Annotated in this window: 12 protein-coding genes; 4 read left to right on the forward strand and 8 right to left on the reverse strand. The window is 58.2% G+C overall.

Annotated features, from left to right (window positions below):
* The first annotated feature begins 88 nt into the window (after positions 1–88).
* From ABEB25_RS21595 to ABEB25_RS21605, 3 genes are all read left to right on the forward strand, one after another.
* Positions 89–988 (forward strand): phosphatidylserine decarboxylase, encoded by a 900-nt coding sequence (locus ABEB25_RS21595; protein WP_345738521.1) that lies wholly within the window; start codon positions 89–91, stop codon positions 986–988.
* Positions 989–1,081: 93 nt separating this feature from the next.
* Complete coding sequence (locus ABEB25_RS21600; protein WP_345738522.1) at positions 1,082–1,561, forward strand: helix-turn-helix domain-containing protein; 480 nt, start codon at positions 1,082–1,084, stop codon at positions 1,559–1,561.
* 32 nt (positions 1,562–1,593) lie between these two features.
* Positions 1,594–2,478 carry a polyprenyl synthetase family protein gene (locus tag ABEB25_RS21605; RefSeq protein WP_345738523.1) on the forward strand — a complete coding sequence of 295 codons (885 nt, stop codon included), beginning with the start codon at positions 1,594–1,596 and terminating at the stop codon, positions 2,476–2,478.
* 29 nt (positions 2,479–2,507) lie between these two features.
* Here the strand turns inward: ABEB25_RS21605 and ABEB25_RS21610 are convergent, their stop codons facing one another.
* From ABEB25_RS21610 to ABEB25_RS21645, 8 genes are all read right to left on the reverse strand, one after another.
* Positions 2,508–3,257, reverse strand: a complete 750-nt coding sequence (locus tag ABEB25_RS21610) for a DNA-binding protein (RefSeq protein ID WP_345738524.1) — start codon at positions 3,255–3,257, stop codon at positions 2,508–2,510.
* Positions 3,254–4,171, reverse strand: a complete 918-nt coding sequence (locus tag ABEB25_RS21615) for a HipA domain-containing protein (protein ID WP_345738525.1) — start codon at positions 4,169–4,171, stop codon at positions 3,254–3,256. Before ABEB25_RS21615 ends, ABEB25_RS21610 begins: the two co-directional genes overlap by 4 nt.
* 89 nt (positions 4,172–4,260) lie before the next feature.
* The gene (locus ABEB25_RS21620) at positions 4,261–5,304 is read right to left on the reverse strand and encodes a 3-deoxy-7-phosphoheptulonate synthase (protein WP_345738526.1); all 1,044 of its coding nucleotides are present in this window, start codon (positions 5,302–5,304) and stop codon (positions 4,261–4,263) included.
* 43 nt (positions 5,305–5,347) lie between these two features.
* Positions 5,348–6,139, reverse strand: a complete 792-nt coding sequence (locus tag ABEB25_RS21625; RefSeq protein WP_345738527.1) for an HAD family hydrolase — start codon at positions 6,137–6,139, stop codon at positions 5,348–5,350.
* A 47-nt stretch (positions 6,140–6,186) separates the two neighbouring features.
* Complete coding sequence (locus ABEB25_RS21630) at positions 6,187–7,590, reverse strand: hypothetical protein (protein WP_345738528.1); 1,404 nt, start codon at positions 7,588–7,590, stop codon at positions 6,187–6,189.
* Between the two features lie 73 nt (positions 7,591–7,663).
* On the reverse strand, positions 7,664–9,937 hold the full coding sequence (locus ABEB25_RS21635; protein ID WP_345738529.1) for a secretin N-terminal domain-containing protein: 2,274 nt from the start codon (positions 9,935–9,937) through the stop codon (positions 7,664–7,666).
* Positions 9,938–10,035: 98 nt separating this feature from the next.
* Positions 10,036–10,596, reverse strand: coding sequence for a DUF4339 domain-containing protein (locus ABEB25_RS21640; RefSeq protein ID WP_345738530.1), 561 nt, complete (start codon positions 10,594–10,596; stop codon positions 10,036–10,038).
* 74 nt (positions 10,597–10,670) lie between these two features.
* Positions 10,671–11,642, reverse strand: coding sequence for a DUF3500 domain-containing protein (locus ABEB25_RS21645; RefSeq protein ID WP_345738531.1), 972 nt, complete (start codon positions 11,640–11,642; stop codon positions 10,671–10,673).
* A gap of 97 nt (positions 11,643–11,739) precedes the next feature.
* On the opposite strand from ABEB25_RS21645, the gene ABEB25_RS21650 reads away from it, so the two are divergent.
* On the forward strand, positions 11,740–12,492 hold the full coding sequence (locus tag ABEB25_RS21650) for a TVP38/TMEM64 family protein (protein WP_345738532.1): 753 nt from the start codon (positions 11,740–11,742) through the stop codon (positions 12,490–12,492).
* Positions 12,493–12,759: the final 267 nt, after the last annotated feature.

Consider the following 12,759-nt stretch of genomic DNA (forward strand, 5'->3'; position numbering starts at 1 on the left):
TCACCATGCAACATTCGTGCCCTGGGGCCAAGAGACATTTGCTCCTGGGGCGCAGGTGCGGCAAAGGTCTGCCAAACGTATCTTCCACATGCCCGCAGCGCCCATCCAGTTTTACAACCGCCTGACCCGTCGCCTGGAAACGGAGGCCGTCTATGGGGAGGGCCCGCTGCGTTTTGTCTATGAAAACCCCCTGGGCAAACTGGCGCTGGATGTCCTGGTGAAGCGCGCCCTTTTCTCCGACTGGTACGGTCGCCAGATGGACGACCCAAAAAGCGCGGCCCGCATTCGCCCGTTCATTGAGAAATTCGGCGTGGATGAGGCGGAGTTTGCGGAGCCAGCGAGCAGCTATAGCACCTTCAATGATTTCTTTTATCGCCAACTGAAGCCAGCCGCACGTCCCATCGTGGCAGATCCTTCGGCGGTAGCCTTTCCGGCGGACGGTCGTCATTTTGTCATTCCCGATGTTTCGCAGTGCCGGGATTTTTTCATCAAAGGCGTGAGATTTGATCTGCCAGCTCTGCTGGGGGATGCCGCCCTGGCGGAACGCTTTGAAAAAGGCAGCGTGCTCATTTCCCGTCTTTGTCCCACAGACTATCACCGTTTTCATTTCCCCTGCGGCGGCACGGCGGATGCGCCCCGCCTCATTCACGGCCCGCTTTTTTCGGTGAGCCCCATCGCGTTTCTTCAGCGACCCAGCATCTTTTGGGAGAACAAGCGTTATGTCACCCGGCTGATGACGGGCCTTTTTGGCGAAGTGTTGCTGCTGGAGGTGGGGGCCACTTGCGTGGGCTCCGTCGTGCATACCTCCGCGCCCGATACCCCGGTGCTGAAAGGGGATGAAAAGGGCTACTTCCGCTTTGGCGGGTCCTGTTTCATCACGGTCTTTGAGCCGGGGCGCATTCGCTTCTGTGATGACCTTTTGGAAAACAGCGCGCAAAACCGCGAGGTGTATGCCCGCATGGGAGATGTGGCGGCTTGGGGTCAATGACAGGCTTTTTTGCGAATCCTGCGCCGGGCGAATCTCCCGGTTCGTATGCATTCCAGCTTGCCAAGCGGCCTGCGTTCGTGAAAAACAGAGCGCATGGAGTCCCATGAAGTCATCCGACAGGCCCTCGATAAAGGCCATGTGAAGGAAATCGCGGCCAAAATGGGCGTGTCACTGTCCCTAGTTTATAAATGGGGGCAGCGCGACGAGGAAGAAGGCAGCGGTGCCTCGAATCCCTTGGACCGCGTCCGCCAGCTCTATGAGCTGACCGGGGACGACCATCTTATCCAGTGGCTCTGCCAGCAGGCTGAGGGTGTCTTTGTCAAAAATCCGCCCACCGGCAAGCAGCCTGGGCGCGAGGTCATGCCCGCCACGCAGGAGATCGTCCAGCAGTTCGCCGATCTTCTCTCGGCCATCAGCCAGGCGGCCGCTGACAACTGCATCAGCAAGGAGGAGGCAGGCAAAATCCGCCATGAGTGGGATGAGCTGAAGCGTCTCACGGAGCGCTTTGTGAAATGGTGTGAGGTGGGTGACTTCCAGCACCTGGCCGAAGACCTCCGCCGCAACCATCACTGAAATTCCGTCTGTCCCCCCGTTTCCCGTTTTTAATGTCCGACCTGAAGACCTACCTCACGGAGCGCTGCGCCTATGTGGATGCAGTGCTCGACCGCCTCATCCCCTCTGCTGAAACTGCACCGGCCACCATTCACAAGGCCATGCGCCACAGCATCTTTGCCGGGGGTAAGCGCCTGCGGCCGATTCTCTGCTTGGCTGCGGCCGAGGCCTCTGGGGGTAGCAAAGAAAGCGCCTCCTTTGCCGCGGCAGCCGTGGAGTGCCTGCACACCTATTCTTTGGTCCATGACGACCTGCCGAGCATGGACAATGACGATTTCCGCCGTGGCGTGCCCACCTGTCACAAGGTGTTTGGCGACGGCATTGCCATCTTGGCGGGAGATGCCCTGCAGGCACTGGCCTTTGAAATCGTGGTCAAAACTCCCGTAACCGTCCGTTATGGTGCCGGAGCCCTGGTGGCCGAACTCGCCCGCACCGCAGGCAGCCTTCACCTCGTCGGCGGCCAGGTGGCCGATCTCGAAGGGGAAGGAAAAAAGCTGCCCCTGGAAGCCCTGCGTTTCATTCACGAAAACAAAACGGCTGCCTTGCTCACCACCAGTCTGAAGCTCGGTGGCATGAGTGCCGACTGCCAGGCCGAGGAACTGCAAGGCCTGACGGACTTTGGCATGGCTACCGGGCTGGCATTTCAGATCATTGACGACATTCTTGATGTCACCCAGACCAGCGAAAAGCTGGGCAAAAGTGCCGGCAAGGACCTCGCCTCCGAAAAATCCACCTACCCCGCCTTGATCGGCCTCGAAGCCTCCCGCGATGAGGCCCACCGACTCACCCAGGTGGCACACGATGCCCTGGCCGTCTTCGGCAACCGCAGCGGCCGCCTGCGCGAGCTGGCGGACTACCTGCTGGCACGGGATTATTAAAAGGCGAGACGGGACATTTTCCGGGCCAACTAAGTTTCCTGAATCAATGGTCGGAAATCTGGAGATGTCATAGGTTCAAAGTCATCTCCTGCACATCCTCGCATTTCAACTAATACGCGTCGGTTTAGAGGTGCGGGGCCTTCATTAATCTTGATCACACGAGCATTTAAAATGGGGGATTCTGAAACACTGTGCATGAGGTCACTCACAAGATAGCGAGGTGCCCATCCAATCATGTGATAGTCATCAGTATGCAGTGCCAATGCAAGCCTTGTCACTGGGTTATCCATTTCAACCATGACTCGTAAAGGTTCATTCTCTTGAAGCCTTGCGCAGCGTTCACGAGCTGCAGAACTCACATGCCGCATACCGTGTAAAAAAAAACGTAACTTGAATGCTCCGTCAGCATCTTTTTCGACCTTGGGGAAAACTTCCAAATTATCAGTGGTTCGTTCTCCACCCGTAACTGCTAGCATAGCGATGGGGTCACCATTTGAAGCATCTAGCCCAAGCCAGCCCAAATATTCAGAAAAGTCACGTCTGGAGGAAGAGAGAACTCTGTTTTTGAACAAAGGGAACAATTCTGGTGATTCATACTGTCGTTGAAAATCAGGAAAAGCGACGAGAGGTGCCATGCCTGATTGACTATGTGCTTGAAGCGCACCTCCAGTGTATCGAAACCGATAATAATTTTGATCTGGTGCAGCGTCTAACCTTCCAATGGGGAACCATGCGCGTGTAGGCTCTGGTGCCTGCCATGCTAGAAAAAGAGTTTTCATGAAATTGGGAGAGTGTTTAACAGTTCTGCGCGACCGATGTTTATCATAGTCGCTGCGAACTCCCGAGCGATCGGGCTGATCCATTCGTTTGGTACATGTGCCACGATTTGGTGGATATGCAAGTCATCCAGTGTTGCCAGATTAAGCAACCATTTATGGAAGAGCTTGGGATAAAGTATTTGTGCCTGTTTTGCTGCTTCTAGCGGACTCAATCCATGCTTGTCGTTGGTGTTGCCAAAAATGCCCCCACGTCCTTTCTTTACATAGTTTAACACGATATTTTCTTTCAGTTTACGCTTCCTATCATCATCCAATAATTCACGACCTAGAGAAGAGGCATGATCAAACGAGGGAGCTACTCGCAAAAGAACTTCTTCTGTGTTCTTGTCTTGGGCCATAACGGTAAGAATTAGTCCCCAGTTCTCGTGGTGTCTGTCTGTGTTCCCAATCAAGGCATCGAGTGTAAGGTATCCACATAGAAGTTCAGCGGCCTCTTTACGTCTTGATCCATGGTCAAAAACAGATTCTACGGCTTGAATGATATTTGTCAGTGTATGATCGCTTTGGCGAAACCGCTTAGTCATGTCATATCCTGTTACTGAGCCTGCAAGTAGTTCATTTCCATGAACTAAAACTTCCCGACGGCGGGCAAGGATAAAAGACTCGACTGCACATCCTTTGCGCCCTTGGCACTCAGCCAGTTCTACACGAGCTGAAGGAATATGTAAGATGGCGGCAACTTCTGCGGCGATCTTCTCTGCCCAGTGTTCACCAGTATTCGGTCGGGCTTCCTTAAACAGCCAGCGGTGCCCCTCATGTCGGAACCAGAATTTGGGTTTGCTTCCAAGTTGTTCCTCATTTTCTACGGTGTTGGGGTCTATTTGAAGAACTGAATAGGGTGTTAAGGATTCCATATTGGTCTTCAATTATGAAGTGATAAAGTAGGCCTTCGGTTTATGCTGGCTTAACTAAGCATTCGAAAGCAGAACAAGGTAATTGAGCACTAACCCAGCAGTGCATATGCTTCGCGCAGCGCTTGCTCGGTGGTCGCCCAGTCCATGCAGGCATCGGTGATGGATTGGCCACGGGTCAGCTCATTCAGCGGACGGGGGAATTTTTGGTTCCCTCCCACGAGGTTGCTTTCCAGCATGGCACCGATGATGGATTCCTCCCCGGCAGCCCGCTGGCGGACGATTTCACGGAAGACCTGCGGCATCCGGTTGTGATCCTTGGCGCAGTTGCCGTGGCTGGCATCAATCATGATGGCGGGCTTCAGCTTCGCGGTCTCCAGGGCAGCGCGGGTTTCAGCCACATCATCGGCCCCATAGTTCGGGCCGTCTTCACCGCCACGTAGGATGATGTGGCAGTCGGGATTGCCGCTGGTGGTGACGGCGGAGGCGACGCCATCTTCGCTCACGCCCAGGAAGGTTTGCGGTTGGATGGCGGCCTTGATCGCATTCACGGCCGGGGAGATGTGGCCAAAGGTGCCGTTTTTGAAGCCCAGGGGCATGGACAGACCGGAGGCCATCTGCCGGTGCGTTTGCGATTCAGTGGTGCGCGCTCCGACCGCGCTCCAGCAGATGAGGTCGGCGATGTATTGGGGGGTGATGGGGTCCAGCAACTCGGTGGCCGTGGCCACGCCGAGTTCCAGCACATCGCGCAGGATGCGGCGGGCCAGGCGCAGGCCGTCAGGGATGTTGCAGGTGCCGTCGAGATCTGGGTCCATGATCAGGCCCTTCCAGCCCACGGTGGTGCGCGGTTTTTCAAAATAGACGCGCATGACGATGCACAGGCGGTCCTTCAGCTCGCGCGACAGGGCGGCCAGCTTGGCGGCATACTCGAGTCCAGCTTCAGGATCATGGATGGAGCAGGGGCCGACGATGACGAGGAAGCGCTTGTCGTTGCCGAACAAAATGTTGCGAATTTCCGTGCGTGCCTGGCTGACAAAGGCAGCCTGGGTTTCCGAAGGCGGTAGCTCGGCCACCAGGGCCCGGGGGGCGGGCAGGGGAATGTTGGAGGCGATGTGGACGTTGGAAGTGGCGTTCATGAAAAGGGGATAGGGAAAGGAAGCGTGCAGGGAGTCGGGCGGTTCAGGCTTTGGCCGCGCCGAAGAAGTGGGTGAGCGCCTCGATCATGCCTTCGCTGGCGTAGCGGCTGGCGATGAAACCGCCATGGTTTTGCACGTGTGCCTTCACGGCAGGCAGGCCGTTGCCAGGCGTGGCGATCATGGCCGCGTGGCGTGGGTTCAGCATGGAAAGGTCGTTGAGATTGTCCCCGGCAGCAAAGCACTGGCTGGCATTCAGACCCAGGAGGCGGGCCAGTTCGCTCAGGGCAGTGCCTTTGCTGTAGCCGCTGTGGGAAAAGCGCAGGTAGATGCCGTTGCGGTGATAGCCGATGTCTGGAAACTGTCGCACATGGACGTCAATGAAGGTGCAGATGGCATCCAGTTCTTCTTCACTGCTGCCTACGATGCCCAGTTCCCCATAGTCGCCCGCGAGGAATTGCCCCTGGGTCTGCGTTTCCACCATTTCGCGGATGGCGGTCAGGGAGGGCTGGTGATCTTTGACAAAACGTTCGTGGGCTTTGCGTGCCTTTTTGTTCCAGGTGCCAAAGTCCGTCCATTTGCTAAACAGGCCGGGTTTGTAGATGTCGCACTCCATGGCGATGATGTAGTCAGGCTCCATGAAGATGCCGTATTGCGATAGGCCCTGGAGAGTCTGGGGCAGGCTGCGGCCAGTATTGATGACCCAGGCTGCGCCCAGGCTGCGGAGCTGCTGGATCATCTGCCCGAGCCGGGGGTGAAAGACCGGCGTGCTTTCGTGATGCACCAGCGTGCCGTCAAAATCGAAGGAGAGAATGAACGTGGGCTTTCGGGCTGCCATGGGGGAGTTGCACTCTACCCGTGGCACGGGGGAGTCAAGGCAGGGCTTCAGGCCGCCGAAACCGCCGTTTTCCAGAACTGTGCCAGCGTCAGGCCCAGCAGCAGCCACAGCACCGCCTGGTAGCCCCGGCTCACCATCCAGCTTGCCCCTCGGCGGCGGGCCCGGCGCAGCACGCTCTCGCAGCCCCATAATAGGCTGAGCGTTAGCGGGCCGATCAAGGTGTGCAGATAGTTGGCAGGTAGCACGGCCACATCCCAGGCGGCAATGACCCCGTAAGTCACCGTGGCGGCGACCAGAAACAGCACCGTGGGGGCCGTCTCCGGGTGCAGCCGCTCCCCGGCGTGGCAGGCTTTGGGTGTGCTAAAGCGGCAGGCCAGGGTGAAGGCGACCAGCAGCACCAGCAGAATGACCAAGACTTCACCCCCACGGCCCTCCAGCCGCCCCAGCAAAAGGGAAGTGCCACTGAGCAGCCGCTGCTGGATTTCGACATTCGAGTGGGTCTGGAGGTAGTTGTGCAGATTGGGCCGCGCCAGCACGGGCACTTTTTCCAGGCTCTCCCGGTCCGGGTGATTCTCGATCCAGGCCAGCGCCGCCTCCCGGCTGTCCAGCCACCGGACGGAGTCGCTGTAATGAAAGGCGGGATCGCCAAACTGGCGGTGGGCTTCCGTCAGCCGGGGGCCCGCGATGAAACCCGCCCCCGTGGCCAGCAGCAGCAGGCCGAACAAATGATTGCGTCGCACCCACAGGCTCGTCCCTTCATGCGGGCACCAGTGCGCCACCAGCCAGCCCCACAGGGCCCGTAGGGTGCTGACGATGACAAAAACCGCCAGCAGCGGCAGGATGCGGTCCACCGACAGGTAAGCCAGCGCCCCAAAGATACCCACGAGCCCATACACCCACAGGGAATTCCGCTGCAGAGCATACAGGCAGGCGAGCCAGGTGAGCAGGAAAAACACATGAAACAATGTGGCCCCGGAATACACCGCCACTGTGCCCAGCAAACCGTGAAAGCCCGTCAAAGCGACGACCAGCAGAGCGGCTGGCAGGGCAAAATGGCGGGCGCACACGAGGCCCAGCAGCCCCAGCAGGCCCAGCGTCAGCCCTACCCGGAACCAAGCGAGATCATGCAGGGAACCCGGCAGATCCTTAGCATCCAGCCGCAAGGCCGCCAGCCAGGGCCAGAGGGGCTGCGCCACGCCATCGGTGCGATGAGGGGCGAGTTTTTTCAGCGGATCAGAGACACTGCGGCTGAAGTCCGGCCGGAAATCCTCCTGCGTCGCCTTCGTCAGTTCCACATGCCTGAGCTCCAGGGGGCTGAGCGGTGCCGAGAGGCTTTCGCGGATGTTTTTGTCCGCCAGATGGATGTATCCCCAGGCCATGCCGCCCAGAAACAGAGCAAAGACGGTCCAGCGTAGCCAGAGGGGTGGGCTGGGAGCTGAAAAAACGGCCATGTGAGGGGGGCGCCTTTATGCCACGGGCCGCCCTAGGGATGCAAAAGGAAAATCAGCCCGTCAGGAGCCGCGGTTACTTTCCAGCAGGCTGTGCCTTGGGGATTTCGTCCAGGGGCATGCCAAAACGCAGCGTCTCCTCCATGATCCGCGACCGCTTGGCCTCAATGCTATTCGGGCTGTCGAGATGGGCGGTGGAATTGATGATCTTGGGTTGGATAAAGATCAGCAGCTCATCCCGTGAGGTGGATTTTTCCGTGGTGCCAAAAAGGTGCTTCAGCACGGGCACCCGGCGCAGGAAGATGCCGCCCCGCTCAGTTTTTCCAGTGCGTTCTGTGATCAGCCCGCCCAGCACCACAGTGGCACCATCGCGCACGGTCACAGTAGTCAGCAGTTCCTGGGTGCCGATGGTGGGCACGGTATTGCCTGAAATGACCTGTTCCCCCACGATGTTGTCATTCACCTGCGCGATCCGCAGCGTCACTTCATTGTCGTTGTTGATCAGCGGCACCACTTCTAGCTTCAGCACCACATCCCGGTAATCGATGCTGGCGCTGGTGGCGGCGATGTTGTTGATGCCGGCATTGGAAAGAATGTTCACGGGCACGGCGATGCGCTGGCCACTGGAGATCACGGCCTTGCCGTTGTTGGTGGTGTACATGCTGGGGCTGGACAGCACCTTGAAGTCTTTGTTCCCTTCCAGCACATTCACATACCGGCTCAGCGAGCCGAGTTGGCCGTAAAAGCTCATGGAGCCTGCGCCAAAGTTTTCCAGGTTGAAAGGGATGTCCAGCGCACCGGCCACCCCAGTGCCACCGCCAGGCGTGATGACGTTTTTCTGCCGCAGGGTGAAATCATCCAGCATGTTCAGGAAATCGAACCCGTAGTTGAAATCGCCGCCCAGGTTGAGCTGGCCGATGATGGTGCTGATGTACACCTGCTGCGGCCGCACATCCATTTCCTGGATCAGTTGGTCAATCACCGCAATGTGCTCCGGTGATCCGCTGACGACAAGGCTGTTGGACTGCGGTTCGGCGATCAGGAGTGTTTTTCCCACCACGAGGGACTCGGGGGCAGAGACGGCGTCGGGATCATCCAGCAGGCTGCGTTCGGCCCGGTTATTCTGGCTGCCGCCATTGAAGCCGAAGCCGCTTTGGCCGCCCTGGCCATAGGGATTGTTGAAATTGGAACTGTCGCGCGAAGCGTCCGTGGACGGTGTGTTGGAACTCGCCGTGGGACGTCGGCTGCTGCTGCTCCGGCGTCCGCCTCCGGAGGCGGCATCGGCCCCGTCATTCTGGATGTCGGTGTCCTTGGCCAGGGCGTTGTAAGCCACGGGCAAAAAGTCGCCCACGTCCAGGTAGGCCAGCTTGCGCTTCAGGAAGGTCACGTCATCCGCCTGCTGATCCAGCTTTTCCACCAGACCACGAATGTAGGTGATGTCCACCGGGCGGGCGATGACCAGGAGGCTGTTGGTGCGGCGATGGGGGATCACCTTCACCCGGGCCACGCTGGGATTGGTATTGGCCGTGTTGGAGGCGCCCATCGGGTTGACCGCAGGCAGGCGAGCACCATTGGCCGCCACAGCAGGCGGGGCTGGGGCTGCTTGGGGTGCGGGTGTGGCCTCCGTTTTTTCCTCTTCGGCGTAGATCTCGCTGATGATTTCAGCCACGCTTTCGGCATCGCTGCGCTCCAGTTTGATCATCTCATTGGCGATCTCGGCCGGCGGTACGTCAATCACCTGGGCGATCTCATAGATGCTGCGGATGGTGGTGCTGTTTTCAGTGATGATCAGCGCCGCCGCATTCTTCATCGGCATGATGGCCCCGTAGCTGTGCAGTTTGATCACCTGCTGAAAGGCCTTGGATGCTTCGTCAGGGGAAATGTGCACCAGTGGCATCACAAAATGGCACAGTTCCTCATTGTCCGGCAGGTCCTTGATCGAATTGTACACCTTCAGCCCCTCGGGGGTTGGGCTTTTGCCGCCATTGTGGTGGATCAGCTTCACCGTCGTCGCATCCACCGGGATGATGGCATAGCCATTGAGGAGTAACGTGGCTTCAATAAAGGCTACAGCTTCGCGCCGGGTCAGCGGCTGGGGGGCGATGATGCGCAAGGGCTCCCCCTGAAGGGCGGAGTCCAGAATGATCTTTTTCCCCGTGATCTGGGTGTAAAAAGGGATGATCGCCTGCACCGGTGTGCTGGGGAAATTGACCTTGATGGTCGCGCTGTCATCCGAGGGCAGCCCCTGCTGCGCATGGCAGGTGGCCAGGATCAGAGCGCCCAGGACCAAGGCAAACAGCAGTCGTTTGACGACGTACCGGGGTGAAGAATGGATGTATGGAGCAGGCATAGGGAGCCAAAATCTACACCTATTATATTTTCCATAACATAAAAGACAATGGAAATATTTGATATTCTTAAAATTCAAACAATTAGCGCAACGCGCCTTTATTTCCCCAGCCAGTCTTGCAGATCGTGAATCCCTGTGCGCAGCAGGCCGGATATTTCCTGGCCCAGAGGCGTGGCCTCCCTCCAGATCCAGCCCAAGAGACAGAGCCAGGCAATGCTATTGATCACCAGAAGAGCCATTACCACAGCCTCCACCCAGCGGGGCCAATAAAGAAGGTAACCCTTGGCATCGGTACGGGCAGAATAGATGCGGTCCTGGAAAACCGCCTTGGCACCCTTCCATAATAGAGGGGGAAAAATCAGTGAGCCGCAGATGAGCCGACCCAGAACCACGCCCGCCCGCCGATCTTTCGGCACTTTGGCATAGTCCCGCAGGCGGGCGGTGCGCCTCCGGGTGGTGATTTCTCTCACCGTCGCCGGATCTGCCGGGTCAATTTGCAGTTCGTCGAGCTGCCGCAGCGGTGTCCACTCCGTGGAACCCTCCCGGCGCACCAGATCACTGTCACGGACTGAGCCATACGCGATGTACCCGTAGAGGTCATCCAGGCTGCAGGGGCCGACGGTCTTCTGACCTTTGGAGATATAATAGAGAGCGTCCAAGAGAGGGGCGGGATGTGCTGGCGGTACGTTCGCTAGCATTTCCCGCGCCTGTCAACCTCCTCAGTGTGACTTTCTCAGGCCCTCTCTTTAATATGGGCCCAGCAGTGAACGTGCGGATCTCCCCGGAAATACCAGATCATGGAAGGTCCCTCGATCTGCCAGACGTCCCAGACGCCATCATTGCCCACATCCTGGTTTTGATAAAAGGCCATGTGCAAATGGTCGAAGCCCGCCGCCTCGATGTACTTCAGCGATTCTTGCGCATCCTCTTTGCGGAAGGGTTTCAGCAGATCGGCCAGCACCTGGCGCACCAGACCTTTCTGGTCAGCCGTCAGTTCGGTCATAGGGATGCCATCCAGCCCGGTCTTCTGGCCTGTGAGTTTGACGGTCTTGTTTCCTACCTCATCCCGGGAGTCACCCCGCAGGGCCAGACCGCGCTGGCGACCGTCGAGCGCCTGGAACACCTCATTCGCCCGCTGCGCCTGGAACCAGTAGGCATTTCCGGCATGATCGGGCTTTTCATAGAAGCCTTTGGCCGCATGCCCATAAAAAATGGGGCCGCCAAACGCCGTGCCAGCTTCGCTGTCACCATCACAGCGCCGTGTGCAATGGCGGCCCGTGAGCACAAATTCGAACTGTCCGCTCCCTGGCTGACCGAAAAGCGCGATCGAGGAACTGGCAAACCCGCCATCGCCCTTGTTGTCCTGATCAAACTGCCGCCACACTTCCTTCTTATATTCCTCACTGTGCAGGCCATCGAAGATCTGGCGCACCAGATCCTGCTGATCCGCTCCCAGCACCTGTTCAATCTTTTGCGGGGTGATGTGCCAGTTGTTGTCCACCTTCAGGCGTCGCGCATCCTCCCAGCCAAAGCAGAGAAGCTTCTTTTGTTCTTCCTTCAGGCTGCCATAGAGCTGCTGCACCAGGGTTTCAGACTTGGGCAGAGCGTCCTTTCCCTGCAAGGCAGGCACGGCCAGCAGGCTGGAGGCGATGACCTGGCTGCTGCGCTGAAGAAATTGGCGGCGGGAAGTGAGGGGCGTGTTCATGGCGGTTAAACAGAAAACGTCCAAGCCGGACCATCCCTTGAATAAAGATGCAGATTCCGGGTTGAGAAGCATCCGGTGCGACGCTGATTGCCTCCGAATGAACGGACCGGACCCCGACCACGCAGCCCCCACTCCCACCAGCAACCTGCCAGAAACTGGAGAAATCTCCGAACAGGCCCGGCTGCAGGACGAGACTTCCCGCTCCATGGGCCGGGAAAACCGCCGCATGCTCATCCTGGTCTGTGTCATTGCCTTCTTCCTCGTCATCGCACACTTCACTCCACTGAAAGCCTGGATCACCAACATCCAGGCCTGGAAGGATTTCGTGGATGAACTTGGCTGGGTAGGCCATCTCAGCTTTGTCCTCGCCTGCGCCGGCGGGGTGATGATCGGCCTCCCTCGCCTGCCGCTTTGCGCCGGGGCCGGGCTTATCTTTGGTTTTGTCGAGGGGCTCGGACTCTCGCTGGCGGGATCTGTTCTGGGTTCCTACGGAGCCTTCTTGATGACGCGTGCCGGAGCCCGCCGCGCCGTGCTTACCCGCGCAGAGCGCTGGCCCTGGCTGCGCCAGATGCTGGAGAAGCCCTCCTGGCTGAAGGTCTTCTGGGTGCGCCAGATGATGCTGCCCGGTCTCGTGCTCAACGTTCTGTTAGGCGTGACAGAAGTGGCACATACCACCTTTTTGTTCGGCACCCTCACCGGCTACCTGCCGCTGAACATCGCCTTCACCCTGGTAGGCAGCGGACTAGGCAAAGGCTCCCTGGCCCATTCCCTCACTCAGTTGTTAGGCGCACTGGCCGTCGTGAACGTGGTAGCATGGTTGGTTTGGCGGCTGGCACGCAAGCGCGCCTAAATATCAATGTTGGTTAGTCAAATGTCCGGTCTTTTGAGAACTTTGCGATTCTGAGGCCACTTTTAGGGGAGAAAGGGGCCAGACCTCCCCAAAACAGCGGTTTTTGGTCAAAAAAGGGGGGGCGGGAGAGGGAGGTCGCGAAAAAAACGTTAAAAAAGAGTAAAAAGGAGTTGCGGGGAAGGGGGAACTCGCCATACTGCAAATCCGCCACCGAAACAGGAGCGGCTGACGAAAGCGAAGCGAGTAACGAAGTTGCTCACTGAGTTG

It is taken from the genome of Prosthecobacter algae (assembly GCF_039542385.1).
Lineage (GTDB): Bacteria > Verrucomicrobiota > Verrucomicrobiia > Verrucomicrobiales > Verrucomicrobiaceae > Prosthecobacter > Prosthecobacter algae.

Coding starts and splice junctions, on each gene's coding strand:
- ABEB25_RS21595 (WP_345738521.1), top strand. CDS start 89: ATGCCCGCAGCGCCCATCCAGTTTTACAACCGCCTGACCCGTCGCCTG.
- ABEB25_RS21600 (WP_345738522.1), top strand. CDS start 1,082: ATGGAGTCCCATGAAGTCATCCGACAGGCCCTCGATAAAGGCCATGTG.
- ABEB25_RS21605 (WP_345738523.1), top strand. CDS start 1,594: ATGTCCGACCTGAAGACCTACCTCACGGAGCGCTGCGCCTATGTGGAT.
- ABEB25_RS21610 (WP_345738524.1), bottom strand. CDS start 3,257: ATGAAAACTCTTTTTCTAGCATGGCAGGCACCAGAGCCTACACGCGCA.
- ABEB25_RS21615 (WP_345738525.1), bottom strand. CDS start 4,171: ATGGAATCCTTAACACCCTATTCAGTTCTTCAAATAGACCCCAACACC.
- ABEB25_RS21620 (WP_345738526.1), bottom strand. CDS start 5,304: ATGAACGCCACTTCCAACGTCCACATCGCCTCCAACATTCCCCTGCCC.
- ABEB25_RS21625 (WP_345738527.1), bottom strand. CDS start 6,139: ATGGCAGCCCGAAAGCCCACGTTCATTCTCTCCTTCGATTTTGACGGC.
- ABEB25_RS21630 (WP_345738528.1), bottom strand. CDS start 7,590: ATGGCCGTTTTTTCAGCTCCCAGCCCACCCCTCTGGCTACGCTGGACC.
- ABEB25_RS21635 (WP_345738529.1), bottom strand. CDS start 9,937: ATGCCTGCTCCATACATCCATTCTTCACCCCGGTACGTCGTCAAACGA.
- ABEB25_RS21645 (WP_345738531.1), bottom strand. CDS start 11,642: ATGAACACGCCCCTCACTTCCCGCCGCCAATTTCTTCAGCGCAGCAGC.
- ABEB25_RS21650 (WP_345738532.1), top strand. CDS start 11,740: ATGAACGGACCGGACCCCGACCACGCAGCCCCCACTCCCACCAGCAAC.